This is a genomic window from Rhizobium sp. BK098 (genome assembly GCF_014193155.1).
GTDB lineage: Bacteria > Pseudomonadota > Alphaproteobacteria > Rhizobiales > Rhizobiaceae > Rhizobium.
The window spans coordinates 49646-74774 of the sequence record NZ_JACHYY010000015.1; the positions used below are offsets into that span (position 1 = coordinate 49646).

The 25129-nt window shown below is 58.7% G+C and carries 24 protein-coding genes; 15 read left to right on the top strand and 9 right to left on the bottom strand.

From position 1 onward, the window contains the following. Positions 1–17 precede the first annotated feature (17 nt). The 5 genes from FHT73_RS26600 to FHT73_RS26620 all read left to right on the top strand — a co-directional run bounded on the left by FHT73_RS26600 (position 18) and on the right by FHT73_RS26620 (position 4137). Entirely contained in the window at positions 18–950 is a 933-nt protein-coding gene (locus tag FHT73_RS26600) for a TIM barrel protein (RefSeq protein ID WP_112610584.1), read from the top strand. A 116-nt stretch (positions 951–1066) separates the two neighbouring features. Continuing rightward, a complete protein-coding gene (locus FHT73_RS26605) occupies positions 1067–2011 on the top strand; it encodes a sugar-binding transcriptional regulator (RefSeq protein WP_112337644.1) in 945 nt (314 codons plus the stop codon). Between the two features lie 115 nt (positions 2012–2126). Then, the gene (locus FHT73_RS26610; RefSeq protein WP_183715983.1) at positions 2127–2903 is read left to right on the top strand and encodes a DeoR/GlpR family DNA-binding transcription regulator; all 777 of its coding nucleotides are present in this window, start codon (positions 2127–2129) and stop codon (positions 2901–2903) included. After that, positions 2900–3670, top strand: coding sequence for a triose-phosphate isomerase (locus tag FHT73_RS26615; RefSeq protein WP_112610590.1), 771 nt, complete (start codon positions 2900–2902; stop codon positions 3668–3670). Before FHT73_RS26610 ends, FHT73_RS26615 begins: the two co-directional genes overlap by 4 nt. 11 nt (positions 3671–3681) lie before the next feature. After that, positions 3682–4137 (top strand): RpiB/LacA/LacB family sugar-phosphate isomerase, encoded by a 456-nt coding sequence (locus FHT73_RS26620; protein WP_112400037.1) that lies wholly within the window; start codon positions 3682–3684, stop codon positions 4135–4137. A gap of 138 nt (positions 4138–4275) precedes the next feature. Here the strand turns inward: FHT73_RS26620 and FHT73_RS26625 are convergent, their stop codons facing one another. The 3 genes from FHT73_RS26625 to FHT73_RS26635 form a co-directional block, all read right to left on the bottom strand. Continuing rightward, entirely contained in the window at positions 4276–5283 is a 1008-nt protein-coding gene (locus FHT73_RS26625; RefSeq protein ID WP_112400038.1) for a polysaccharide pyruvyl transferase family protein, read from the bottom strand. A 53-nt stretch (positions 5284–5336) separates the two neighbouring features. After that, complete coding sequence (locus FHT73_RS26630) at positions 5337–6821, bottom strand: lipopolysaccharide biosynthesis protein (protein ID WP_183715984.1); 1485 nt, start codon at positions 6819–6821, stop codon at positions 5337–5339. A gap of 411 nt (positions 6822–7232) precedes the next feature. Beyond that, positions 7233–8105 carry a glycerophosphodiester phosphodiesterase family protein gene (locus FHT73_RS26635; RefSeq protein ID WP_183715986.1) on the bottom strand — a complete coding sequence of 291 codons (873 nt, stop codon included), beginning with the start codon at positions 8103–8105 and terminating at the stop codon, positions 7233–7235. A gap of 226 nt (positions 8106–8331) precedes the next feature. Here FHT73_RS26635 and FHT73_RS26640 point away from each other — a divergent pair, with 226 nt between their 5' ends. Further along, entirely contained in the window at positions 8332–9459 is a 1128-nt protein-coding gene (locus tag FHT73_RS26640) for an ROK family transcriptional regulator (protein ID WP_183715988.1), read from the top strand. A gap of 33 nt (positions 9460–9492) precedes the next feature. On the opposite strand, the gene FHT73_RS26645 is transcribed toward FHT73_RS26640, so the two are convergent. Continuing rightward, positions 9493–9867 carry a helix-turn-helix domain-containing protein gene (locus FHT73_RS26645; protein WP_183715990.1) on the bottom strand — a complete coding sequence of 125 codons (375 nt, stop codon included), beginning with the start codon at positions 9865–9867 and terminating at the stop codon, positions 9493–9495. Between the two features lie 84 nt (positions 9868–9951). Between FHT73_RS26645 and FHT73_RS26650 the strand changes: the two genes are divergently transcribed. Both FHT73_RS26650 and FHT73_RS26655 read left to right on the top strand, forming a co-directional pair. Continuing rightward, the gene (locus FHT73_RS26650) at positions 9952–10569 is read left to right on the top strand and encodes an NAD(P)H-dependent oxidoreductase (protein WP_183715993.1); all 618 of its coding nucleotides are present in this window, start codon (positions 9952–9954) and stop codon (positions 10567–10569) included. Positions 10570–10747: 178 nt separating this feature from the next. After that, a complete protein-coding gene (locus FHT73_RS26655; protein ID WP_183715995.1) occupies positions 10748–11365 on the top strand; it encodes a hypothetical protein in 618 nt (205 codons plus the stop codon). Between the two features lie 37 nt (positions 11366–11402). Here the strand turns inward: FHT73_RS26655 and FHT73_RS26660 are convergent, their stop codons facing one another. After that, positions 11403–12380 carry a DUF1402 family protein gene (locus FHT73_RS26660; protein WP_183716043.1) on the bottom strand — a complete coding sequence of 326 codons (978 nt, stop codon included), beginning with the start codon at positions 12378–12380 and terminating at the stop codon, positions 11403–11405. A 201-nt stretch (positions 12381–12581) separates the two neighbouring features. Between FHT73_RS26660 and FHT73_RS26665 the strand changes: the two genes are divergently transcribed. Further along, positions 12582–12917 (top strand): hypothetical protein, encoded by a 336-nt coding sequence (locus FHT73_RS26665; protein ID WP_183715997.1) that lies wholly within the window; start codon positions 12582–12584, stop codon positions 12915–12917. Here FHT73_RS26665 and FHT73_RS26670 read toward each other — a convergent pair. Continuing rightward, complete coding sequence (locus FHT73_RS26670; RefSeq protein ID WP_183715999.1) at positions 12905–13579, bottom strand: transglutaminase-like cysteine peptidase; 675 nt, start codon at positions 13577–13579, stop codon at positions 12905–12907. The genes FHT73_RS26665 and FHT73_RS26670 overlap by 13 nt on opposite strands. A 327-nt stretch (positions 13580–13906) precedes the next feature. Here FHT73_RS26670 and FHT73_RS26675 point away from each other — a divergent pair, with 327 nt between their 5' ends. After that, complete coding sequence (locus FHT73_RS26675; RefSeq protein WP_183716001.1) at positions 13907–16378, top strand: glycoside hydrolase family 3 C-terminal domain-containing protein; 2472 nt, start codon at positions 13907–13909, stop codon at positions 16376–16378. Between the two features lie 102 nt (positions 16379–16480). Here FHT73_RS26675 and FHT73_RS26680 read toward each other — a convergent pair whose 3' ends face one another. Continuing rightward, positions 16481–18559, bottom strand: a complete 2079-nt coding sequence (locus tag FHT73_RS26680) for a bifunctional diguanylate cyclase/phosphodiesterase (RefSeq protein ID WP_183716003.1) — start codon at positions 18557–18559, stop codon at positions 16481–16483. Between the two features lie 480 nt (positions 18560–19039). Here FHT73_RS26680 and FHT73_RS26685 point away from each other — a divergent pair, with 480 nt between their 5' ends. Further along, positions 19040–20332 carry a TadE/TadG family type IV pilus assembly protein gene (locus FHT73_RS26685; RefSeq protein WP_183716045.1) on the top strand — a complete coding sequence of 431 codons (1293 nt, stop codon included), beginning with the start codon at positions 19040–19042 and terminating at the stop codon, positions 20330–20332. A gap of 37 nt (positions 20333–20369) precedes the next feature. Here the strand turns inward: FHT73_RS26685 and FHT73_RS26690 are convergent, their stop codons facing one another. Next, positions 20370–20768, bottom strand: coding sequence for a helix-turn-helix transcriptional regulator (locus FHT73_RS26690; protein ID WP_112413265.1), 399 nt, complete (start codon positions 20766–20768; stop codon positions 20370–20372). Between the two features lie 241 nt (positions 20769–21009). Continuing rightward, entirely contained in the window at positions 21010–21921 is a 912-nt protein-coding gene (locus FHT73_RS26695) for a LysR family transcriptional regulator (RefSeq protein ID WP_183716005.1), read from the bottom strand. A 140-nt stretch (positions 21922–22061) separates the two neighbouring features. Here FHT73_RS26695 and FHT73_RS26700 point away from each other — a divergent pair, with 140 nt between their 5' ends. The 4 genes from FHT73_RS26700 (at position 22062) to queE (ending at position 25126) form a co-directional block, all read left to right on the top strand. Beyond that, positions 22062–23168 (top strand): aldo/keto reductase, encoded by a 1107-nt coding sequence (locus FHT73_RS26700; RefSeq protein WP_183716007.1) that lies wholly within the window; start codon positions 22062–22064, stop codon positions 23166–23168. Between the two features lie 166 nt (positions 23169–23334). Beyond that, on the top strand, positions 23335–24045 hold the full coding sequence (gene queC, locus FHT73_RS26705) for a 7-cyano-7-deazaguanine synthase QueC (protein ID WP_112413262.1): 711 nt from the start codon (positions 23335–23337) through the stop codon (positions 24043–24045). Then, positions 24045–24401 carry a 6-carboxytetrahydropterin synthase QueD gene (gene queD, locus FHT73_RS26710; RefSeq protein WP_183716010.1) on the top strand — a complete coding sequence of 119 codons (357 nt, stop codon included), beginning with the start codon at positions 24045–24047 and terminating at the stop codon, positions 24399–24401. The genes queC and queD overlap by 1 nt, the downstream gene beginning before the upstream one ends. Beyond that, positions 24398–25126, top strand: a complete 729-nt coding sequence (queE, locus tag FHT73_RS26715; protein ID WP_183716012.1) for a 7-carboxy-7-deazaguanine synthase QueE — start codon at positions 24398–24400, stop codon at positions 25124–25126. Before queD ends, queE begins: the two co-directional genes overlap by 4 nt. Positions 25127–25129 lie beyond the last annotated feature (3 nt).

Below are 25129 nucleotides of genomic sequence, written 5' to 3' on the forward strand. Positions count from 1 at the left end.
CTTGCCGGAGAATACGCATGCCCTTGACGCTTTCACTCAACACCAACCCGCTTGTCAATCGCTTTGCCGAGCCGGCCGATTTGATCGAAACGGTCGCGCGTGACCTGCGCATCCGCGATCTGCAGCTGACGCACGAATTCATCAATCCGAGCTGGCAGGCACCGGTCATTCGCCGGCTGACGCGGGATATGCAGGCGGCACTGAAGCGCACCGGCGTTCGCGTGACCTCAGGCATGACCGGACCGTATGGCCGCCTTAACCATTTCGGTCATCCGGACAGGGATGTTCGCCGCTACTATATCGACTGGTTCAAGACTTTTGCCGATATCACCGCCGATCTCGGCGGTCATTCGGTCGGCACGCAGTTCGCGATCTTCACCTACAAGGATTATGACGATCCGGTCCGCCGCGAGGAATTGATCGAGATCGCGATCGACTGCTGGGGCGAGGTGGCCGAACATGCCCGGGCTGCCGGCCTCTCCTATATCTTTTGGGAGCCGATGAGCATCGGCCGCGAATTCGGCGAGACGATCGAGGCCTGCCTTTCCCTGCAGGACAGGCTGACCAAGGCGCCGTTCGCCATCCCCATGTGGATGATGGCCGATATCGATCATGGCGATGTCACCTCGGCCAATACCGATGACTATGACCCTTACGCCTGGGCGCGCGCCGTGCCGAAGGTTTCGCCGATCATCCATATCAAGCAGAGCCTGATGGACAAGGGAGGGCATCGTCCCTTCACAGCGGAATTCAATGCCAAGGGCCGCATCCAGCCGGAACCGCTGTTGAAGGCATTTGCTGAAGGTGGTGCCAAGGACAATGAAATCTGCCTGGAATTGTCGTTCAAGGAGCGCGAGCCCAATGATCGCCAGGTCATCCCGCAGATTGCCGAAAGCATTGCCTTCTGGGCGCCTCATATCGACACGGGCGTCAGCGACTTGCATATCTAGCCGGTGGAGCGGCCGAGTCCCGATTCAACAGGTACCGAGGAGGTGGCCGGATCGGACACTATGGCCGGAGAGAACAGGCGGAGGACTATGCGTATAGAAATGAAAGGGAACGGACGATGACGGATGCGGATGCTTCGCTCGCCGTGCGGGCGGCCTGGTTGCACTATGCCGGCGGGCTGACGCAGTCCGAAGTGGCGAAACGTCTCGGCGTTCCCTCGGTGAAGGCGCACAGGCTGATTGCGCGCGCGGTTGCCGAAGGCGTCGTCAAGGTGACGATCGACGGCGATATCGTCGAATGCGTCGAGTTGGAATCCAAACTTTCGGCTCGCTTTGGGCTGCAATATTGCGAAGTCGCACCCGATCTGGGCGAGGAGGGTTTCGAGTTTCGCGCACTCGGTCAGGCGGGAGCCGGCTTCCTGCGGCGCGAGATCGAGAGCGGCCACAATAAGGTGATCGGCCTCGGCCATGGCCGAACGCTCTCTTCCGCCGTCCATCACCTGTCGCGCGTCAGCGCCAAGGATTTACGCTTCGTCTCGCTGCTCGGTGGCCTGACGCGAAACTATGCAGCCAACCCCTATGACGTGATGCACCGCATAGCCGAAAAGACGGGCATGCAGTCGCATGTCATGCCAGTGCCCTTCTTCGCCAATACGCGGGAAGACCGCGATGTGCTGCTTGCGCAGCGCGGCGTGAAGGAAGTCTTCGATCTTGCAAACGGTGCCGATCTCAAGCTCGTCGGTCTCGGCACGGTCGATACCGATGCGCAGCTCGTCTTGTCGGGCATGGTCGAGCCGAAGGAGATCAAGGAGATCACGGCGGCCGGCGGCGTCGGCGAAATTCTCGGCCATTTCTTCGATGCCGACGGCAATATTCTTGAGACGACGCTGACCTCGCGCACATTGTCTGCCTCCCTGCCGCGCATGAAGGGCGAACGGCTGGTCGCGCTTTCGGGCGGATTGCCGAAGGTCGAAGCCATCCTTGCCGTCCTCAAGAGCCGCTGTCTCTATGGTCTGATAACGGATGAGAAAACGGCGCGGGCGCTCCTGAAGGATGAGGTGTGATGCTGCGCCATAAAACAGGAATTCATCTCAACATAACAGCAGAAATGTTGATTTGTGAGATTTTGATGTTATATCTCCTTTAAGATCCATTTCGGGCCAAAGGCCGGAGTGCAAAGTGAAACGCGAAGAGCGCCAGCAATCGATCATCAATCTGCTCGTCGAGCACAAGACCGTCGATCTCGACGATCTCGCTGACCGCTTTGTCGTGTCCAAGATGACGATCCACCGCGATCTCGATGATCTCGAACAGGCTGGCGTGCTGCGCAAGGTCCGAGGCGGCGCGACGATCGATGCCGGCACCCAGTTCGAAAGTGATTTCCGGTTCCGCGAGCGCCAGGGTCATGACGAGAAGCTCGCCATGGCGCGCACGGCGGTGGAACTGGTAGAGCCCGGCATGACCGTCATGATCAACGATGGGTCGATGGCAGCCGTTTTGGGTGAGATGCTGCTGCAGAAGCGGCCGTTGACGCTGATCACCAACAATGCCGCAATCATCGATCGGATGAAGAACGAAAGCGGCATCACCTTGATAGCGCTCGGCGGCATCTATTCCGCAAAGTTCAACGCGTTTTTGGGCGTCGTTACCGAGGAGGCATTGTCACGGCTGCGGGCCGACATCGCCTTCCTGTCGACGCCGGCCGTTTCCGGTAAGCTTGCCTATCATATGGACGACAACGTCGTGCGCACCAAGCGGGCAATGATCGCATCGGCTGCTAAAAGCTGCCTGCTCGTCAGTCATCAGCGCATCGGCCATACGGCGCTGCACGTCATGGCCGATCTGTCCGATTTCGACGCCGTGATTACCGATCACGCGCCTGACGCTGCCATTGTCGAGCAATTTCGCCGCGACGGCATCACACTTACCATCGCCTCGAACCAGGATATGACATGACAGAGAAGCCTCGCTATTGGATCGGCACGAGCTGGAAGATGAACAAGACGCTTGCCGAGGCCCGCGCCTTCGCTGAGGCCTTGCGTGCCGCCGATGCTTTTCGGGATCCTCGCATCCAGCGCTTTGTCATTCCACCCTTCACGGCCGTGCGGGAAGTCAAATCGATCCTCTCGGAAAGCTCCGTCAAGGTGGGCGCCCAGAACATGCATTGGGCCGACCAGGGTGCGTGGACGGGGGAAATCTCGCCGTTGATGTTGAAGGATTGCAATCTCGATATCGTCGAGCTCGGCCATTCGGAGCGTCGCGAGTATTTTGGCGAGACCAACGAAACCGTCGGCCTCAAAACGGAGGCGGCCGTTCGTCATGGCTTGATCCCGTTGATTTGTATCGGCGAAACGCTGGCCGATCGTGAGAGCGGTCGTGCAACGGAGATCCTGAGCGAGCAGGTCATTGGCGCTCTGTCGAAGCTCCCGGACGCGCAGAAGCAGGCTGAGATCCTGCTCGCCTATGAGCCGGTCTGGGCGATCGGCGAGAAGGGAATCCCTGCAGAGCCTTCCTATGCTGATGCGCGCCAGGCTGAAATCGTCGCGGTCGCGCAAAAGGTACTCGGTCGAAAGATCCCCTGTCTCTACGGGGGATCCGTCAATCCGCAAAACTGCGAAGAACTCATATCCTGCCCGCACGTAGACGGGCTCTTCATCGGCCGCTCGGCCTGGAACGTCGAGGGCTATCTCGACATCTTGGCCAAGTGCGCCGCCAAACTCTGAGGAGACATATCATGAAGCTTGCTATTGCTGGAGACAGCGCCGGCGAAGGCCTCGCCAAGGTTCTCGCCGATCATCTGAAGGAGCGTTTCGAGGTGAGCGAAGTGTCGCGCACTGACGAAGGGCCTGATGCGTTTTACGCCAACCTCGCCGACCGCGTCGCCTCCGGCGTCATCGACGGCACCTATGACAAGGCGATCCTCGTCTGCGGCACCGGCATTGGCGTCTGCATCTCGGCCAACAAGGTGCCGGGTATTCGCGCTGCTCTGACCCATGACACCTATTCGGCGGAACGCGCGGCGCTCTCGAACAATGCCCAGATCATCACCATGGGTGCCCGCGTCATCGGCACTGAGCTCGCCAAGGCGATTGCCGACGCCTTCCTGGCGCAGACGTTTGACGAGAATGGCCGCTCGGCCGGCAACGTCAAGGCCATCAACGAGGTCGATGCGAAGTACAACGCCCGTTAAGAGCGATTTTGGGAAAGGGCAGGCGGTTTGTCTGCGCTGCTCGGATGGCTGCCTCCCAGGCTGGATCGAGCCAATATCAGGCGAAGGCACTTGAAGCGCTTTCGCCTTATTATTTTTGTAAGCCTACGACACGGCCTGTCAGGCAGCGGCCAATGGCTGTGTCGCCTGATGGCGCGCCCAGGCGATACCGTCATCGAGCGAGGTTGCTCGATATGCAAGATCGGTACCGCCGGAAAATGCCGCCATGAACCGGCGTATCTTGCCATAGCTATTGTCCAGCACCGCATGCGGCCGTCCAAGCAGGATCGAGCAGATATGGACATGCAGACGGTCCGTGACGATCGCCTGGCCGCGGGAAATCTGGCGTATGCCGCGTCTAAGACGATTATGTGCCGCTGCGTCGAGCTTGCGCAGTCTTATTTCAGCCGGTTTGAGAGCCATGAGAGCCGTTGCCGCGCCGATCGCCTTGGAGATGCGCACACGCTTGGCGGATTCGGTCGTCCAGTCCTCTTTCGGGATATCGGGATAGGCGGAGAGATTGGCGTCGCCCACCTTCTCAAGATCGGATCTCAACATGGCAAGCACGGGAAATTCCGGGGCCTCCGGCCGGATTGGACCGATGCTGAAGGCCATGTCCGGGCAAAGACGCACCTCGCAATCGAAGTGCTTATGGGCAAACTCTTTCGATTCCTCGTCGCGCACCAGCAATACGAAATGCTTGTGACGTCCGATGACGCGGGCGCTTTCCTCTATGCGTGCCTGCGATTTGTAATGGATGGATTGCGGGAACTGGATTACCTGCCGATTGGGAAATCGCTCCAGAACCCGTTCACGGAAGTCCTGATGCGCATCCCATATGTCGCCGAAATTGCCGCCGCCATGAATGAAGATCGGGCCGGTCGGCATGGTGCGCTCGAGTTGCTCGGGCGAGAAATCGTCGATGCGCGAGACATAGGCCGGGCGCTTGCCGTATCGCCTGTTGAGATAAGCCATTTCACCGAGCCAAATGGCGGAGTCGCCGCAGTTGCGGATGTCGGGAAAGTCGAGGATCGCCAGAGGTTCATCATTGCTAATGTAATCCTTCAGGCAATCGTGGATCATGTTGTCCAGTTTGGCGATCAGCTGTTGATTTGCTGGTAATGTCATTTCCCCATTCCCCCATTCAGATGACAATCAGTCCGGCCGGTATCGGCCGCGCTTCAGGCAGGCCGAAGTCTCGGCAGCACCTTGCCGAGTATGTTTCGGACCTCCGTTTCCGGGCCGGCCGGCCGCTTCATCAGCGTCCACAGCAGGAGCGTCGAACCGCAATAGAGCAGGCCGCCAAGCAGGATCAGGAGTGCGAGATGCGTTACGAGCACGAACTTGTCGTCCGTGTAGGCAAGATGGCTCGAGGCAAAAGAGACGCCCGCCGCCATGATGGCGACGCTCGCGAGTGCCCGAAGGTTCACCGACAATTGCTTTGCGACGGTGATGCCGGTGAAGCGTCGCACGAGCATCATATTGACGGCCGTGCTGAAAAGGCCGGTGAAGACGCGGCCGGCAATGACCCCCGGAAGGCCATAGAGCATCAGGCCGCCAATCATGATCGGGACACGCAGGAAGAACATCTGCGTGTCCCGGACGAAGAGCACGCGCGTCTCGCCCTTTGCCATGCCGAGCGGCTGTACGAGCGAGCCCAGCGTCTGCAGCGCAAAGACAGAGGCCAGCGACTGGATGATGAAAATGACAGGCGCCCATTTGTCGCCGAGCGCGAGCCTCACCAACGGATCGGCGGTCACGGCAACGCCGATGCCGGCTGGAAGGGCGACAGCGGCAACCAGTGCCTGCACGCGTTGATAGGCGGCGGCGAGCCTGCCTGGATCGTTGTGAATACCGGCAAAAGCCGGATAGATCGTCTGCGTGAGTGGAGCGGTCGCCTCCCGCGTCGGCATCATGGCGAGGTTGCTGCCGACCGAATAATAGCCGAGCTGGATGCCGCCGAGCATCTTGCCGACAAGCAGATAGTCGAAGCGCCAGTTGAGCGTGCTGACGATCTGGCCGGCGGTCAGCCAGGCGGAGAAGGAGAAGAACTCCCGCATGTGCTGGAAGGTGATCCTGGGGCGGAAGGGCAGCACGAGATAGGAGACGATGACATTCGTCGCCTGGCTGATCAGCGTGCCGACGATCAGCGCCCAATAGCTTTGATAGATGATGGCGATTGCAACGGAGGCGACGAAGCCGGCGAATTTCTGCGAGACCGCAAGCACGAACTCCTGCCAGAAGATCAGATCGCGCTGCAGCATGATGCGGCGCGGATTCGTGAGACCACCAAGCAACATGCTGATGCCGAGAGCGAACATGACGCCCGCCAGTCTAGGCTCATTGAAAAGGGCCGCCGCCGGATAGGCAAAGATCGCAAACAGGATGCAGATCGCCAGCCCGCGCGCGGCATTCAGGGTCCAGGCGGCACTGAAATGGGATTCGTCCGGTGCAGCGTGACGGATCAGCGCCTCCGAGAGGGAAAGTTCGGTAATGGTCGTGACGATCATCAATATCGTCATGCCAAGGGCGACGACGCCAAAATCGGCGGGCGCGAGATAGCGGGCCAATACGAAGGTGCTGAGCGTTGCAAGTCCGTTCACGATGGTCCGCGACAGGCTTAGCCACATGCTTCCTTTGACGAGCCGTCCAGTGATGCTGCTCATGCGATACTGAAGTCCCACTGCGCTATGACGCGACCTCGTAACCGCACGAATATTCCTTGCCGCAACAGCGACTTAGCTGCTGGAACGGCTGCACAGGATTATGCAGGATTATATGGTCGCTATGGATGGGGCGGACCCCGGCGTATGAGCGGGAACTAGTTCAGCGATTCCTTAAGTCAACATTCAAAATTCATTTTCACATCAGTTTTAATTCATTTTCGCATCATTTCCTTTGCGGTGCAGCATTTGCCTTTCAGATGACCAAAATTGGTAAGGCTGTTCCTGAGAAACGCCCCTCTTCGCAAGCGCGAAGGCTTCGCTTTAGATTGCTACCAGCGCGGGAGGACGCAAAAGCCCGGGCGATGGGAGGCCGCCCGGGCTTTCTTGTCTGTGCGTTAAGCCGAAGGGGCTCTATTTGCTGCGTCTGGTCGCGAGCCACCGCTTGAATTCGACGTTCATATCGGTCTGAATGGCGCCGACGCCGGCATCAACGAGTGTTCCCCATACGCCTTCCGGGTCGCTAAGCGCCCGGCTATCGTTGAAGTCGAGATTGTAGGAGACATCAAGCGTATTGATCCAGAGCCGGATATTTTGGCGCTCCAGTTCCTCGCGCCCGGCTGCGAGATCGGCAATGTCGGTAAATTTCACCTCGATCATCGGCGCGTTGAGCGGCTCGATCATTCGAAGATCCTCGGTAAATTTTCCGGGCCGGACGCGAAACATCGGCATATGCGGGATCGAGCCGAACCAATCGGCATCGAGTACAGGAAAGGAGCCGCTTTGCGGCTCGACATCCGACTTGATGATGACGTGATCCTCGGCACCCAGACGGCGCACCGCGGCAATGACCTGCGGCAATTCACGCGGAAATTTCGTGTCGATATTGACGAAGACGCGCCCGCGCGCCTCCTCCAGCGCCTCTTCGAGCGTGGGAATACGCTCGTCCGTCAGCGCCGTCATCTCTCCGCCAGCGCCGGCACGCAGTCGGGCCTCGCGGATTGTGGCAAAGCTGCTCGCTCCGACCACACCTTTAGCCGACGTGGTGCGGTCCAGCGTCTTGTCGTGAATGACGACGAGATGGCCGTCGGCAGTCGCCTGCGTGTCGATTTCGACGAATTCCACACCAAGCTCGGCTGCCGCACGGATTGCCGCCAATGAATTTTCGGGAGCTGCCGACCAAAGCCCACGATGGGCAATCGTCAGAATGTTTGGATTGGTCCGGGAAAGGAGGTCGTAAATATCGGCATTGCGAGATAAGGGCGAGGTGGCGGTCTGGCTGTGCATGGGAAGAGCTTTCGTGAGCTGGAGGCGGAATGAGCGGATGCGGGGTTCGATGTCGAATGTGAGCACCAATGGCTATGGCCGACGCGGTGCATTGGCACCGATCGCTGTTATGGTTATTAATACACATAAAGTGTAATATTTATGACGAGCAGCCGCGAATATGGGTCCGGATTGTGCCCGGATAGGCGAACGGCTAGGTCGGTACGACAGGATCAGGATTGCAGTCATGGCAGCGTTGGAAAAATTCCCACTGGCAAGCGAGAATGAGCGCCTCATCCTCGATATTGTCCGCAATCACGAACCGATCCGGCGTGCGACCATTACGGTCCACACCAATTTGACGCAGCAATCGGTACATCGTCTCGTCGAGGCGCTAGTGGCTCGCGGCTTGCTTCGCGCCGGTGCGCCATTTAAGGGCGCGCGCGGGCAGCCGAGCCCGACGATCGAACTGGAGCGGCAGGCGGTTTATTCGGTTGGTATTTCCGTCAATACCGATGCCGTGACACTGTCGCTTGCTGATTTCGGCTGCGACATCGTCGATCAGGAGGTGCTGAGGGGCGTGCCGGTCGACCGCAAGGCAACGCTGGCAATCCTTGCCGAGAAACTGGGTTCGATGCTGGCGCGCCACGAAATATCGCGCGAGAACCTCATCGGGCTCGGCTTTGCCATGTCGGGTTTCTTCGTCGGCGATGATCGTCGCTTTAACGCTCCGGAGCCGCTGCGCGACTGGTCTCTGGTCGATCTGCAGCCGGAACTCGAGCATGTGTTCGGAGTTCCGGTCTGGTTGGACAACAACGCAACGACGGGCGCCATAGGCGAGAGTCTGCGCGGTGTCGGGCGCTGGTGTAAGACCTTTGCATACCTCTCCTTCAATTATGGATTTGGCGGCGGCCTCATCCTGGAAGGCAGGCCTTATCTGGGCTTCCATGGGAATGCCGGGGAATTCAGCGTCATCTACAATCCCGACGAAATGCTGCGCCGGCCGGCTTTGCAATATCTTATCTCCACGTTGCGGGAGAGTGGTGTCGACATAGGCTCCATCGAGGAACTGAAGCAGAATTTCAACCCTTCCTGGCCCGGCGTCGAGAGTTGGCTCTCCGAGACCATGCCGATGCTCGACCGCCTGATCGCCACGCTTGCCGGGGTGATCGATCCGCAAGCCATCGTCTTCGGTGGCCAGCTACCGCCCGAGCTTGGACGAATGATGATCGCGCGCGCCCGCCTGCCGTCGCAGCGTCCGCACCGCTATGGTGCCGCACCGCCCGGACCTCGGCTGGTTCTCAGCGAAACCAAAGGTGATGCCAGCGCGATCGGCGCGGCGCTGCTTCCACTGAAGTTCCGGTATTTCTTGTAGGCACTTGAAAGAATTACTTACCGAAACGCCTACCTACCGTTTGTCGTATTGAGCGCGTGCCTCCTGGATGACATCCTGATTGGCGGTCGCCCATCCCACAAGCGCCATCACCGGGCCAAGCAGTTCCCGACCGGATTTGGTGAGTTCATAGTCCACTCGGGGTGGAATCGTGGGGAATAGCGTACGCGTCACCAGCCCGTCGCGCTCCAGCCCGCGCAGCGTCAACGTCAGCATTCGCTGAGAAATGCCGTCGATCCGCCGCCGCAATTCGTTGAACCGTAGGGGGCCATCTTTGAGAATGGCGATGACGTACAGGCTCCATTTATCGCCGATGCGATCGAGAATTTCCCGCACCATCCGGCAATCGTCGAGTTGGGGGATGGGAAAATCAATGTCATTCAGTGTCATGAATGTGCCTTCTTGCGGAGAATGAATTAGTTACATTAATAGCGTTGGTCACAATTATTTACCACTCATACAAGGAGTCAGCAAATGACCAACATTCTCGTTGTAACCTCGAGCCCGCGCGGCGCCGAAGGCCTGTCCACGCGATTCGCAACCGAGGTCGCGGAAGGGCTCAGAGATCGCCTGGGCGGAACGCTCGTGATACGCGATTTGGCAGCTCAGCCGCTGCCGCATATCACGCTGGCCTATATCGAAGGCCGCATAGCGCCCTCGATAGCGCGGACGCCGGAACAGACTGAAGCCGTAGCACTTGCAGAGACATTGGTGAACGAGGTCAAGGCCGCCGAGGTGATTGTCATCGGCTCCGGAATGATCAACTTCAGTCTGTCTTCGCAACTCAAGGCCTGGATGGATCATATCATCTGGCCCGGCGTCACCTTTAGCTATGATGCGAGCGGCGTTAACGGCCTTCTGAGCGGCAAAAAAGCCTATGTGGTGACGGCCAGTGGCGGTGTCTTCTCGGAGGGTGTCCATGCGGCCTTCGATTTTCAGACGAACTATCTGGAGCATCTGCTCGACTTCATGGGCATAACCGACATCGAAACTATCCGCGTCGAAGGGACGGCCCACGGCCCAGAGGCGACAAATGCGGCCATTGCCAAAGCCGAAACGCTGATACGTTCTGTGCTCGAACAGGCAGCGTGATTAGTCGCAACGGTCCTTGCGGAATGGGAATGGGCTCGTGCGCTATGGGTTGAGCCCATTCTTCCCTCAGCGCGCAGCCGATCCGGGAGGGGCGCACTTTATTTCCGCCTCATCAATGTTTCAGTGTGCTGTCAGAACAACTTGCTAATCCACGGCCCGTATTTTCTGGACGATCGCATTGGCGCGTAAGACTGCAATCATTGTCGGCAATGGCAAGCTGGAACGCGATATCGCCGGTATCGTCGACGAGGCGCAATTCGTCATGCGTTTCAATGAGCCGGTCCTTTCCGGCGGCATGAGCGGCGAGCGCACCGACATGATCATGCTGGCTGCCTCGAGCAAGATCCTGTATCGGCGGCTTCTCGATCCTGGCTTCATGGATAACGCTGCGCTTAAGGCCGCAAAGGTCTTCATGCTGGCCTACCACCCCGATATCATTCGCAAATATCATCCAAGACCCAACATTTTCCAGCGTTTGCAGGGCCGACGGGCTGACTGGACGATGCAGGCAATCGAGTTGCTGGGCAGGGCCGGCAAGGAGATCCGCATCATGCCGCCGCAGACCTATATTGCAGGCTGCGGTGAGCTCGGTATTTCTGAGCGTCACATGCACAAGGTCTTTCCCAGCACCGGCTTCCTTGGCATCCGTTATGCGCTCGTAAGGTTCCCCGCGTCCGAATGGGACGTCAAGCTATGCGGCTTTGGCTGGGAAGGGTGGAAGCGGCATGATTGGCAGAATGAACGAGCCTGGGTCGAAAACAAGATTGCCAATGATCGCGTCAGCCTGATCACCTGATTAGGCCGATGGTCATCATGGGTGAAGTTCTGCCGGCCTATTGGCTATTGTCGCTGCCGAGCAACCCGCGCAGCTCCGGCAGTTTATCGTTCACCAGCCAGCCATAATAATTTTCTTCCGGCAGTTTCTTCCCGCCCGTAGCGTCCGCCGCTTGCCGCAGGGCGGCCGCACGGCGGCGCGGCTGGCCGACATTGTAAAGCGTTGCCGTCAGGCCGGGATTGTCGGTGATGTCGAAACCCTCCGCACGATAGGCGTCGATGGCATCCTTTACGATAGCGGCGATATAGATCACGCTGCGATCGGGATCCATGATGTCGCGGTAGATCGCCTGCGGATCATCGACGGAAAGCTTCGGCAGGCCGCTCGTCGCATGCACGAGATCGGTGACTTCAAGGGCGGTCAAAGGGCTGATCTGCCCAAGGCCGAAGGTCTGGCCGGCAAAGAAAGGCTGGAAGAAGGCGCGCTGGAACGTCATGTTTTCGTAAGTGACGCCGTCGATGACCTTGCCTCGGAAACTCTTGTCCCAGGTCTCGTCACGGCATTCCCACAATTCGGCGCTGCCGGTGAAGGCGTTGCAAGGGGCGAATTCCGGCTTTTTCAGGAAGGTTTGGACGGTCACGTCCTTATAGGCAAACTTGAAATCGGACTGCGAATAGGCGAGCGCCTTGACGTAGTAGGACTTCACCCTGTTGACGATCGTGATGTTGTAGGTGTGTTCGCCGACAAGGGCGCCAACGATGTGGATGGGATCGATCTGGTAGGCCTGTCCGGCCTTCCTGATCGAGGCCATCAAGTCCTTGTCGTCGCGAAGCACGCCGACGATCTTCTGGTATTTTTCGTCGTAGGTCGTGTTGAAGGCCTTGGCCCGCAGTACCGAGGTGTTCGGTATGGGCGGCTGGACGCTGTTGCGATTGCCCGGCGGCACGCGCACGAGCTCATGCGCGGAAGCGGTATTCGTCAATGCAAGGATAAAAAGGAGACCGAGTGCCGGGAGTATCGACAGGCGTGTTCGCATTCGCAAGCTGACTTTCCAAAATGTACCCCGGCGCGGGGACGATCTTGATACGCGATCGTTATCCGAAGGCAAGAGCGCAAGCTTCTTCCGCCCCGCGAATCACAATAAACTTCGATCAAAGCAGCTTTCGGCTGCAGAGGCATACGGGATATAGCCGTCCAGAGTTGAATTCCCGTGGTCCAGGCTTTCGAAAGGATGTCGATGCAACATCTCGTGATCGCAGGGAGCATCTTGCTTGCAGCCGCCCCCGGCGAAGCCTTGCCAACCATGGCGGATGTCCCGGCGCTGGCCAAGGCGGCGGTCGCGCGCCGGATGGAGGTGCCGCCCTCTGCCATCCATATTCTGGCGGCCAAGCCGAGCGAACGAATGCCAGGCTTCGTCGTCTGTGGTCGTGTCGACGCGGCAAGTGCAAATGGCAGCGCCGATGCGGAAAGTGGAGAACGCTTCTTCGTCGTCATTCCCGGCAATTTTGCCATCCTGGACCAAGACGGCAAAGGTCTGGTCGATAGCTATTGGGCTGCCAATCACTGTGAATGAGACGCCAAGGCCTTGCTGATCATGGCAAGCTCTTCGGGTGTGCGACCGGATTCCAGCCGAACCCAGTTGTTCGGATCGTCGGCCGTCTGGCGCTTGATGAAGGTATAGCCCGTTCCGTTCCAGTTTTTGACCGTGTCGGTGAGATTGTCGAGGATGAGATCGCCGTCGTTCGTGCGCGCCATCAGGACAAGATGTCCCTCGTTATGGGTGTCGAGGACCACCGTCAGCAGCAGGGCAGACCGTGGCCAGCCTGCTTCGATGAGCAATTTCTTCTTCAAGAGGACATAGTCGTTGCAGTTGCCGGCACCGTCGTCGGGATAGGTCCACCAATTGACGATGCCGAGCTTGTAGATGCCGTAATGATCATTGTCGCCGATGCCCTGGATCTCGTGATTGACCAGGCTGTTGATCTGCTGCAGTTGCAGCCGATGATCGCGATCGAGATTGACGAATTCCGTGCTCTTTTGGCCAGCCACGCATTCGGTTGGTTGCGCTTTGCAGAAGTTGGTCCAGCCGACGGGTACGCTCGCATCCGTCACCTCGCGCGCAAATTGATGTGTGTGCGCCGCGGCGGTATTGGCGACGGGTTTTGCCGTCGTTGCCGTCGAAAACAATAGGCCGGCGACGAAGAGAAAGTTTGCAGCGGCGAGAAGTGAACGCATACTCGGCTCCATGAGTTGGGCTCATGAGATCCGACACGGTCAAATTTATTCGGAAAAAGATTATTCGCATTTTATCGAACCGGCGCTTTTGGCCGGTACGGCAATCGGGGACGTCCATTCCTGTGCCGAACTTATAATTTCCGATCGGTTGCGAAGCGTGTACCGCAGGGGATACAAGCTGAATGTCGACGAAAAAAGATATGGGATTTCATCCACATATCGCACTATCGGAAGAACATCTGGCGTGTTTATGATTTGTTTGTCTTAAATGCGAATCTCCATCGCGGATGGACGGTGGAACAGCCAGGGAATTGCTCGGGAGGCCTAATGATCGACGATATTCTCGACCGGATGACGCTTGAAGAGCAGGTTTCGCTGCTGTCGGGCGCCGATTTCTGGACCACGGTGCCGGTTGAGCGCCTTGGTATCGCGAAGATCAAGGTCACGGACGGGCCGAACGGAGCCCGCGGCGCCGGCTCGCTGGTTGCCGGCGTCAATGCGGCCTGCTTTCCCGTTGCGATCGCGCTTGGCGCCACATGGGACCCCGCCCTTGTCGAACGTATGGGCGTGGCGCTCGCCGGCCAGGCCAAGAGCAAGGGCGCCTCGGTGTTGTTGGCGCCGACGGTCAATATTCACCGCTCCGGCCTCAATGGCCGCAATTTCGAATGCTATTCGGAAGATCCGATGCTGACGGCCGCTCTTGCCGTTGCCTATATCCAGGGTGTGCAGAGCCAGGGTATTGCCGCCACGATCAAGCATTTTGCCGGCAATGAATCCGAGATCGAGCGCCAGACGATGTCGTCGGATATCGACGAGCGTGCTCTTCGCGAAATCTATCTGCCGCCGTTCGAGCAGGCCGTGAAGGAGGCCGGCGTCATGGCCGTTATGTCCTCCTATAACAGGCTGAACGGCACCTATACGAGCGAGCATCCCTGGCTTTTGACCAAAGTCTTGCGGGAGGAATGGGGGTTCGACGGTATAGTCATGTCGGACTGGTTCGGCTCTCATTCGACAGCGGCGACCGTCAACGCCGGGCTCGATCTGGAAATGCCCGGTCCGACGCGCGACCGTGGCGAAAAGCTCGTGGCGGCGGTGGGCAACGGCGAGGTCAAGCTGGAAACCGTGCGCGAGGCTGCTCGCCGCATTCTCACATTGCTTGAGCGGGTCGGCGCCTTCGAGAAGGTGCCCGATTTGAGCGAACACGCGCTTGATCTGCCTGAGGATCGCGCGCTGATCCGCAAGCTCGGAGCCGAGGGTGCCGTGCTCTTGAAGAACGACGGCATTCTGCCGCTGCAGAAGGCAGGCCTTGGGCATGTGGCTGTTATCGGGCCGAATGCCGCCGAAGCCCGGGTCATGGGTGGCGGCAGCGCCCAGATCGCAGCCCACTACAGGGTCAGCCCCTTGGAAGGCATCCGGCAGGCACTGTCGAATGCCAACAGCATTCACCATGCTACCGGCTGCCGCAACAATCGCCTGATCAATGTCTTCTCAGGTGAGATGCGGGTGGACTATTTTAAAGGCCGCGACCTTACGGGGCCGGTGATCGCCACCGAAACGGCAAGCAAGGGCGAGTTCTTCTGGTTCGATCTGCCATCTTCGGAACTCGATCCCAATGAGTTCTCCGCCCGCATGACAGCCTCCTATGTGCCAACGGAGAGCGGCGAGCATGTATTCGGCATGACGAATGCGGGTCTCGCCAAGCTCTTTGTCGACGGCAAGCTCGTCGTCAACGGCTATGATGGCTGGGCTCGCGGTGACAATTACTTCGGCACCGCCAATGTCGAGCAGCGACAGGGCATCCATCTGGAAGCCGGACAGAGCTACAAGGTGGTGGTCGAATATTGCTCGTCCACGACGACCGAGGAGGGGATCAATCTGACGGCGGTACGCTTCGGCGTGGAGAAGCCGCTCGGCGAAGAGGCGATGCTGGATGCCGTCCAAAAGGCAAGTGATGCAGACGTCGTTCTGCTCTTTGTCGGCCGCGACGGCGAGTGGGATACGGAGGGCCTCGATCTGCCAGATATGCGCCTGCCGGGTCGTCAGGAGGAACTCATAGACCGGGTGGCGGCCGCTAACGCCAATACCATTGTCGTGCTGCAGACCGGCGGCCCCATCGAGATGCCCTGGCTCGGCAAGGTTCGGGCAGTGCTTCAGATGTGGTATCCCGGCCAGGAGCTCGGACATGCCGTCGCCGATGTGCTCTTCGGCGATGTCGAGCCCGGCGGACGTCTGCCGCAAACCTTCCCGAAGCGCCTATCGGATAACTCCGCCATGGTTGGCGACGCATCCGTCTATCCCGGCAAGGATGGGCATGTGCGTTACGCCGAGGGCGTCTTCGTCGGATATCGCCATCACGATACGCGCAATATTGAGCCCTTGTTCCCCTTCGGCTTCGGTCTTGGCTATACGCGATTTTCCTGGGGCGAGGCGCAGGCTTCGGCAACAAGAATGGGCGCTGAGGGTGTCACCGTAACAGTCGATGTCACCAATACCGGCGACAGAACGGGTTCCGAACTCGTGCAGCTTTATGTGCGGCCCCCTGTTTCGGCGCTCGAGCGGCCGGACAAGGAGTTACGCGCCTTTGCCAAGCTTCGGCTCATGCCGGGTGAAAAGCGCACAGCCTCGCTTGTCGTTCGTCCGCGCGATCTGAGCTATTTCGACGAGCGGATCGGAGCATTTCGAGCCATCGCCGGTCGCTATGAGCTTCTCGTGGCCGCCAACGCTCTCGATATCCGCTCCGCCGTTGCGATCGAGCTTGCAACGGAATGGATCGGGGAAGTGTCCGACCGTTCGATCTGATATCCCTGCCAATTGCGGCCGGCGAATTTGCGCGGGACGAAGGAGCGGGCAGGTCAGCACCTCGGAATTGCCGCGGCTATCTCGCTACCGCGTCTGGATCTGCTAGCGACGCCGCATGCGATGCGGCGGCAACCGGCCGGAAAATGCCGACGCCTCGTCGTCCTCTGCCGATGCTTCCATCTGGAAGATCTGCCCGACGGGCTTTGGCCGGCCGAGGAAGAAGCCTTGCGCCTCGTCGCAGCCTTCAACGCGCAGGATTTCGAGCTGATGGTTGGTCTCGACGCCTTCCGCCAGAACAGGGATATCCAGGCTCTTGCCGAGCGTCAGTACGGCGCGAACGATCGCTTTTGCCTGAATGCTGTGATCCACCTCGTTCATGAAGGAACGATCGAGCTTGATCTTGTCAAAGGGGAAGGATCGCAACGTATCGAGCGAGGAATATCCGGTGCCGAAATCATCGATGGCGACGGTCACGCCGAGAGCCCGGATCTGCCGCAGGACATGCAAGGTCCGAGTTTTATCGGCAATGATTGTGGATTCGGTAATTTCAAGTTCCAGCCGCGATGGCGCAAGGCCGGTTTCGAGAAGGATCGTATGAACGAGCTTAGCGAGATCCGCATGAGCAAACTGTACAGGCGAGAGGTTGACGGCGATCTTGTAGGGCTGTTCCCATGATGCCGCCTCCTTGCAGGCCGTGCGCAAAACCCATTCGCCAATGACGAGGATCGTGCCGCTTTCTTCTGCGATCGGAATGAATTCCGAAGGCGGCACCGCACCACGCTCCGGATGATGCCAGCGGAGGAGGACTTCGTAACCACAAATCTGCCCTGTGCGAACTGACGTCTGTACCTGATAGTGCAAGTCGAGCTGATCCAATTCGACAGCGCGGCGCAGATCTTGCGCCAGCGTATGACGGGCGCGGGCAGCTTCATCCATCTTGGATTCATAGAAGCAGACGGCGCGGCCGATGTCTGCCTTGGCGCGATACATGGCGAGATCGGCGTTGCTGACGAGGCGCTCCTGGTCGACGTCATCGTCGGGACAGATGGCAACACCGATGCTGGCCCCTGTCGCCGTCTCGAAATCATCGATGCGGATGGGCTCGAACAGGACCTTCTCCAGCCGGGCCACGAAATCCAGAAGTTCGCTCTGCTCGCTGAAGCGCTTGGCGGCAGCAAACTCGTCACCGCCGACACGGGCAACGAACTCGCCGTCCCGGACGAGGCGCAGCAGGCGGCGTCCGATTGCCTTCAGTGCCTGGTCGCCAGCCTTGTGTCCTCGCAGGTCGTTGATTTCCTTGAAGCGATCGAGGTCGATGCCGATGACCGCGAGTTTTACGCCGTCTTCCTTGGCATGACCGATCTCGCGCTGCAGATGGTCGGCGAAGCTGCTGCGGTTGGGTAGGCCCGTCAGCAGGTCGTTGAGTGCCATATGCTGAAGCTTCTCGATGGATTCGCGCGAGGCCCGCTCGTCGATCATGTAGCTTGCCACGCCTGTACCGATGATCAGCAATCCGCCGCCGGCTACGGCAACCGCCATGGCTTTCAGGGCGTAAGTGTCCGCGATCGCAGCGCCAGTTGTAAGCGGCGTGACCGATACCGCCGTCATTGCGGTAAAGTGAAGCAAGACCACGGCGATGACGAAGAGAGGGAGGCCGGCGATCGGGGAGAGCTGCCAAGGTCGGCGCACGGCTTGATTGAGTGCAAGGGCTGCAAAAATCACCGAAAGGGCAACAGAAGCGGCAACATAACCCTGGTTCCACTCAACGATGCCATCGACGTGGTAGGCCAGCATACCGGTATAGTGCATGCTGGTGATGGCAAGGCCGACGACGGCTCCGCCGAATTCCGGTGCGATGCGCGGCAGGCGCGATAGGGCGATCGTAAACCCGCCGGCACAGCCGATAACGGCCAAAAGAAACGAGGCCATCGTCAGGATGGGATCGAAGGTGACCGGCGCTCCGACTTCATAGGCCAGCATGGCTATGAAATGCGTGCACCAGATCGACGACCCGGCAGCCACGGCGGTCAGAAAAATCCAACCGCCACGTTGAAGTTCGCGCGTCTTTTCGGCTCGTTGGAGCAGGTTGAGGGTGATCCATCCGCCGCTGACACAGACGAGCGCCGCCAGGAGAACGAGCCACAGATTGTGCTCCGTGAAGATGCAGGAAAGAACGCGCACGCAAAGATCCCAACAATAGCCATCAGGGTGAGTGGCAGTTTCCAATGCGGTCAGCTGCGCCTGATATCGACACTGCTGCTTTCACGGGTAAACACTGAAAATCAAGTAAAGATACTTTGCGTGAAATTGCAATTTCTGCAACCTCCGGCTTTATGCCCGCTGTATATCTTCTTTACGAAGTATTGGATTTTGCGCATCTTTTTCGTTTCGGACGGGGAGTTCATCGCGTTCGATTACCATCCGCCATTTGCGCTATGCACAGATATGTTACGGATTCTTGGTAAATTTCCCCTGAATATTGGAAGTATAATTGAGAAACTCTCCCTTATGAGAATCTAAATATCTCTCGAATATAATATAAATAAGTATATTTGAAAGTAATAATACTTTCATTTTAGCGAATGTTTCGACGCCGCAACTTATAATGTAGAAGGTTTGCTTGTGAAGAGATTTACGATTTATCTGAAGTCCCTTTATGCCGTGCGCAAGCTCTCGGGACAGCTGTTTCTGGATCGGTCGGGCAATTTCGGGATCACAACGGCATTGGTCGCCGTTCCGTTGATCGCGGCTGGGGGACTGGCGCTCGATATCACCAATGCGATGCTCGTGCGGACGGAGTTGCAGAATGCTGCCGATGCGGCCGCGGTCGGCGCAATCGCGGATTCGTCGCCGGCGGTTGCGGCTGCCATGGCCATGACAAGCGACGGCACCGTCACGATCGGTCAAAGTGATGCCAACAAGCTCTTCTACGGCCAGGCGTCCAGCGATATTCAGAACATACCGGTCAACGTCAGCGCCGGGGTAATCCGCACGGGAAATGTCGTCTCATCGACGGTCAATTTTTCGGCGAACGTACCGACGACGTTGAGCCAGATTATCGGAAAAACATCCATTCCCGTCAGTGGCTCGGCATCTGCACAGTATCAGACGGCGACCTTCATGGATTTCTACATGCTGCTGGACAACACGCCATCCATGGGGATCGGTGCTACCATAACCGATATTAATAAAATGGTGGCAAACACGTCGGACAAATGTGCCTTTGCGTGCCACGACAGCAGCAATAAAAACAATTACTACGAACTTGCAAAGAGCCTTGGCGTCCAGACCCGCATTGGCGTCGTCGGGCTGGCGACACAGTCGCTTACGGATACTGCCAAGACGAACCGGGTGACATCCGATCAGTACAGGATGGCCGTCTATACATTCGGTAAAGATACCTCGACAATTGGCTTGACCAACGTATCCCCGCTATCATCCGATATGGCGCAGGTCAGCGATGCCATCAGCAAGAATGTGGACCTGATGTCTGTTCATGGACAGAACGACAACAGCGACCAGGATACGAGTTTCGATACGATGTTGACGCAACTCGCGCCGATCATCGGTACGGGCGGCAGCGGAAAAACCAGTTCCGATCGTCAGAAGGTTCTCTTTCTTGTTACTGACGGCGTCGGCGACAGCTATAAGCCCAACACCTGCACCAAGCCGACCACCGGCGGGCGTTGCCAGGAGCCGCTCGCCACCGCCTTCTGTCAGCCGTTGAAGAACCAGAACATCAAGATCGCTATCCTCTATACGACCTATTTTCCCTTGCCGACAAACGGCTGGTACAACCAGTGGATCGCGCCGTTCCAATCGCAAATCGGCACCAACTTGCAGACGTGCGCCTCACCTGGCCTCTATTTCGAGGTGAGTCCGACGCAAGGCATCTCAGACGCGATGAACGCTCTGTTCCTCAAGGTCATTCGCACGCCGCGCATTACAAGTTGACGCCGAGGCCGAGCAGGCGCCGGCTCGACGGGGAAGGCTAGGCGAAGGCCAGGGATTTGAGAAGGCCCACGATCTTCTGGCGCGTCCTGGCATCCTTGATTTTCGTGAAGGCCCGATTGAGCTCCACGCCCTCTTCGGACGAAAGAAAGCCGACGAGGTCGTTGCGCGGCGCGTCGGTTGGAACAGGATTGTCAAAGGCTGCATTATCGAAGAAGTGCGATATCGGGACGCCGAGGCTATCAGCAACACGTTGCAGACGACTTGCGCCGACGCGGTTGACGCCTTTTTCATATTTCTGGACCTGCTGGAAGGTAAGGTCCAGCTTCTCGGCGAGGGCCGATTGGCTCATGCCCAGCAGGCGCCGTTGCGCGCGGATACGTTTGCCGACTTCGACGTCGATCGGGCTCGGCGCCTTCTTTGCTGCGATTTCCTGCATTGCTTCCTCCTCCTCTTGGCGCTTATCGATCTTTTGGACCGGAGGCTGATGGCGGATGCCGCAGCACTTCCGAACTCCTCGCTGGAGAAGCGTTTCGCTATGACTGCCGGGAGTTACGGCAGACGGCAATCTCGATTTATTTCGAATAGCGACGGGCGTTCTGTTTCCTGCGCGTTTGGGACCGGCCCCGCGCAATTTGACCATTCATGAGCGTACCGCTCGCAGTCAATGGAGCTTGCTCCTAGCCGGTGGTCGCCTCGCGATTGATCTGCCGTATCGTTTCGATGAAAGCCCTGAGCTTCGGTGCCAGCTCGGCGCGACGCGGAAAATAGAGGAAAAGGCCTGCTTCGGTCACCGCATAGCCGCCTAGGACCTGAATAAGTTTGCCGGATGCGATCTCTGCCTGCACGAGCGGCTCGAAGACATAAGCCAATCCCACGCCGGCCAGGGCGAGTTCGACGGCTGAATGCGATTCTGTGACGATCGCCTGGCCGCTGACGGTCACGGCGACATCGCGCCCGTCTTCAATGAATTCCCATTGGTAAAGGCCGCCGGAGCGGATAAGGCGATAACCGATGCATTTGTGACCTGCGAGATCCGCCAGCGTCTTCGGCCGCCCGAACCGTCCGATATAATCGGGGGATGCGACCACGATCGCGCGGAAAGGCGGGGTCAGGCGGACCGCCACCATATCCTGAGCGATCATCTCGCCGACGCGGATGCCGGCATCGAAACCCTCGGAAATGATATCGGTCAACCGCTCATCGGAGAATATCTCGATCTCGACCTCCGGATAGCGTTCCGCCATGGCCCTGATGACGCGGGTTATCGCAAGCGGCAGGCTGATGCGGGAGGCATTGATGCGCAGCAGGCCGCTCGGCTTTCCCTTGGCCGCCTTGATGCGCTCCATACGATCGTGAATGTCCTGCAGCGCTGGATTAATCGTTCCGAGCAGGCTTTTTCCGGCCTCCGTTAGCGCAACACTGCGGGTCGTCCGCGCGAAGAGCGGCTGTCCAAGTCTTTCTTCCACCAGCCGAACGGCATGGCTTACGGCCGATGGGCTCATGCCCAGTTCGCTGGCAGCGGCGGCAAATCCACCGCGGCGCGCGACGGCGGCGACGATAGGCAAGTGTGTGAGCAGATCGCGATCCATTACTGAGCCATATCGCATAATGAATGCAAATTAAATGACCTTATCGAACGGACGAAAAGCAGCGAAGCTATAAGCACCGAATTGCGGCCGACCGCTTTCGATCATCGAGCTGGTTTGGTGTGCCACAGAGGAGAATAGCGATGAGCATGGAATTTTACACGCTGGGCAATAGCGGACTGAAGGTGACGCGGCTTGCGCTTGGAACCATGACCTTCGGCACGGAATGGGGATGGGGCGCCGACAAGGAAGCGGCGCGGGCCATCTTCAATGCCTATGTCGATGCCGGCGGCAATTTCTTCGATACTGCCGATGCCTATACCGGTGGTACGTCGGAGACCTGGCTGGGCGAGTTCATTGCGGAGCGCGGCTTGCGCGACGATGCCGTCATTGCGAGCAAATTCACCATGAACCTTGCGGCCCAGACGCCGAATGCGGCCGGCAATGGCCGCAAGAATATCCTGCGGGCGGTCGAAGGGTCGTTGAAGCGGCTCAACACGGATTATATCGACCTCTACCTCATGCATTGCTGGGATCGCCTGACGCCACCCGAAGAGGTGATGCGTACCTTTGACGACCTAGTGCGCTCGGGCAAGGTGCGACATGTCGGTCTGTCCGATGTTCCGGCCTGGTATGCGAGCCGCGCCCAGGCCATTGCCGAATATCGCGGTTATGAGCCGATCTCGGCACTTCAGCTCGAATATTCCCTGGCCGAGCGCAATATCGAGAATGAATTCGTACCGTTCGCGACGCGTTACGGCGCCGGCATCATGGCCTGGAGCCCGCTTGCGAGCGGTCTGCTCAGCGGCAAATATCGCCCCAGCAGCCAGGGAGAGACAGCCGGACGGCTCGAAACCGTGCGGGGCACGACCAATCCCGGGTTTCAGAAGTTCAACGAGCGGAACTGGGCAATCGTTGCCGAGTTGGAAAAGGTGGCGGGCGAGCTTGGCCGCAGCATGGCACAGGTAGCGGTCAACTGGGCGATGACGCAGCCCGGCATTGCCTCGATCATCGTCGGCGCGACGAAACTGGAGCAGCTAAAGGATAATCTCGGCGCGCTGGAATTCACGATACCGCACGAACTGCGCCGACGCCTCGACGATGTGAGTGCCCTGCCATCGACCTTCCCTTATTCCTTCTTCGGGCCGGAGATCCAGGGCAGCCTGACCGGCGGCCAGACTGTCGGCGGCAAGCCTGTAGGTTACTATCCGGATCTCAACATCTCGGGAAAGTTTGCAGGCGTCAGCTAAAGACATCACAGCCATCGCAACGCGCAGGGCAGCTGACAGCGCGTTGCGATGAAATGAACGATTGCCTTGTTTCCTCCAGTTTCTGCTGCTAGAGACCCCGCCGTGGCTTTGAAAAGCCATGAAATCCGGTCGCAGCCCACCCGGTCAAAACAAGGGATCCTGAATTATGAAGACTATCGTGATCTGCTCCGGCGGATTGGACTCCGTTTCGCTCGCCCATAAGGTCGCAGCCGAACATCAGCTTATCGGCCTCGTCTCCTTCGATTACGGCCAGAGGCACCGCAAGGAGCTGGAATTTGCGGGCGCCTGCGCCAAGCGTCTCGGCGTGCCGCATGAGATCATCGACATCACCGCCATCGGCCGGCATCTGACCGGATCGGCTCTGACAGATGATGTCGAGGTGCCGGACGGGCACTATGCCGAGGAAACCATGAAGGCGACGGTCGTACCGAACCGTAACGCGATCATGCTGGCGATCGCGTTCGGGCTTGCGGCGGCGCAGAAGGCGGATGCCGTCGCCGTTGCGGTTCATGGCGGGGATCATTTCATCTATCCCGACTGTCGTCCGGGGTTCATCGACGCCTTCCAGCAGATGCAGAACCACGCGCTTGAGGGCTATGCCAGCGTTTCGCTCTACGCGCCTTATGTGACGATCTCCAAGGCGGATATCGTTGCCGACGGTGCCCGACATGAAACGCCCTTTGCCGAGACTTGGTCCTGTTACAAGGGCGGAGAGCGCCATTGCGGCCGCTGCGGCACCTGTGTGGAGCGGCGCGAAGCCTTCCATCTCGCTGGTATCGCAGATCCCACGGAATATGACGATGCCGATTTCTGGGTTGCCGCGACATCGGGCTTTTCGGCTGAGGAGGTGAAGTGATGTATCGCATCACCAAGGAGTTTCATTTCTCCGCCTCGCATCAGCTCTCGCATCTTCCTGCCAATCACCAGTGTGCGCGCCTGCACGGGCACAATTATATCGTCGTTGTGGAGCTTTCGGCCGGCGAACTGGACGAGCACGGGTTCGTGCGAGATTATCATGAGCTGCAGCCGCTGAAGCGCTATATCGACGAAGCGTTCGATCATCGCCATCTCAATGATGTCTTTGGACATGACCGGGTGACCTCGGAGTATCTCGCCAAGCATTTCTATGACTGGTGCAAGGAGCGCTTGCCGCAGACATCTGCCGTGCGAGTCAGCGAAACGTCGAAGACCTGGGCGGAATACCGGCCATGAGCGAAGCGCCCATTCGCGTCAGCGAGATCTTCGGGCCGACGATCCAAGGCGAGGGCATCCTGATCGGCCTTCCGACGATCTTCGTGCGCACCGGCGGCTGCGATTATCGCTGCTCCTGGTGCGATACGCTGCATGCCGTCGATAGTGACTATCGCGATCAATGGCGGCCGATGTCGGTCGATGAGATCTGGCAGGAGGTAACGCGACTTTCAGGCGGCAAATCGCTGACCATCTCGCTCTCCGGCGGCAATCCTGCGATCCAACCGCTCGGCCCGCTGATTGCGTGGGGCCATGCGGAGGGATATCGCTTCGCGCTGGAGACTCAAGGGAGCTTGGCCAGGGAATGGTTCGCCGAACTCGATGTGCTCGTGCTGAGCCCGAAGCCTCCATCGAGCGGCATGGCGACGGACTGGATCGCCTTCGACGACTGTCTGCGCATGGCAGGCGACGGACCGCAGATCGCCTTGAAGATCGTCATATTCGATGATCTCGACTATGAATATGCGCGAGACGCGGCTGCTCGCTATCCTCAATTGCCCGTCTATCTGCAACCCGGCAATCACACGCCGCCGCCAGCCGATGCAGAAGATGCCATTGTCGATATTGACGGCATCGTCGAGCGGATGCGGTGGCTCGTGGAAAAGGTCAGCAATGATCGATGGTTCGAGGCGAGGGTGCTGCCGCAACTGCACGTGATCATCTGGGGAAACAGGCGCGGCGTTTGATCG

Bases quoted from the DNA above. Each gene is read 5' to 3' on its own strand.
- FHT73_RS26665 (WP_183715997.1), top strand. From the start codon at position 12,582: ATGCAACATCTCGTGATCGCAGGGAGCATCTTGCTTGCAGCCGCCCCC.
- FHT73_RS26615 (WP_112610590.1), top strand. From the start codon at position 2,900: ATGACAGAGAAGCCTCGCTATTGGATCGGCACGAGCTGGAAGATGAAC.
- queD (WP_183716010.1), top strand. From the start codon at position 24,045: ATGTATCGCATCACCAAGGAGTTTCATTTCTCCGCCTCGCATCAGCTC.
- FHT73_RS26675 (WP_183716001.1), top strand. From the start codon at position 13,907: ATGATCGACGATATTCTCGACCGGATGACGCTTGAAGAGCAGGTTTCG.
- FHT73_RS26605 (WP_112337644.1), top strand. From the start codon at position 1,067: ATGACGGATGCGGATGCTTCGCTCGCCGTGCGGGCGGCCTGGTTGCAC.
- FHT73_RS26670 (WP_183715999.1), bottom strand. From the start codon at position 13,579: ATGCGTTCACTTCTCGCCGCTGCAAACTTTCTCTTCGTCGCCGGCCTA.
- FHT73_RS26625 (WP_112400038.1), bottom strand. From the start codon at position 5,283: ATGACATTACCAGCAAATCAACAGCTGATCGCCAAACTGGACAACATG.
- FHT73_RS26650 (WP_183715993.1), top strand. From the start codon at position 9,952: ATGACCAACATTCTCGTTGTAACCTCGAGCCCGCGCGGCGCCGAAGGC.
- FHT73_RS26660 (WP_183716043.1), bottom strand. From the start codon at position 12,380: ATGCGAACACGCCTGTCGATACTCCCGGCACTCGGTCTCCTTTTTATC.
- FHT73_RS26690 (WP_112413265.1), bottom strand. From the start codon at position 20,768: ATGCAGGAAATCGCAGCAAAGAAGGCGCCGAGCCCGATCGACGTCGAA.
- FHT73_RS26700 (WP_183716007.1), top strand. From the start codon at position 22,062: ATGAGCATGGAATTTTACACGCTGGGCAATAGCGGACTGAAGGTGACG.
- queC (WP_112413262.1), top strand. From the start codon at position 23,335: ATGAAGACTATCGTGATCTGCTCCGGCGGATTGGACTCCGTTTCGCTC.
- FHT73_RS26645 (WP_183715990.1), bottom strand. From the start codon at position 9,867: ATGACACTGAATGACATTGATTTTCCCATCCCCCAACTCGACGATTGC.
- FHT73_RS26640 (WP_183715988.1), top strand. From the start codon at position 8,332: ATGGCAGCGTTGGAAAAATTCCCACTGGCAAGCGAGAATGAGCGCCTC.
- queE (WP_183716012.1), top strand. From the start codon at position 24,398: ATGAGCGAAGCGCCCATTCGCGTCAGCGAGATCTTCGGGCCGACGATC.
- FHT73_RS26630 (WP_183715984.1), bottom strand. From the start codon at position 6,821: ATGAGCAGCATCACTGGACGGCTCGTCAAAGGAAGCATGTGGCTAAGC.
- FHT73_RS26620 (WP_112400037.1), top strand. From the start codon at position 3,682: ATGAAGCTTGCTATTGCTGGAGACAGCGCCGGCGAAGGCCTCGCCAAG.
- FHT73_RS26695 (WP_183716005.1), bottom strand. From the start codon at position 21,921: ATGGATCGCGATCTGCTCACACACTTGCCTATCGTCGCCGCCGTCGCG.
- FHT73_RS26635 (WP_183715986.1), bottom strand. From the start codon at position 8,105: ATGCACAGCCAGACCGCCACCTCGCCCTTATCTCGCAATGCCGATATT.
- FHT73_RS26600 (WP_112610584.1), top strand. From the start codon at position 18: ATGCCCTTGACGCTTTCACTCAACACCAACCCGCTTGTCAATCGCTTT.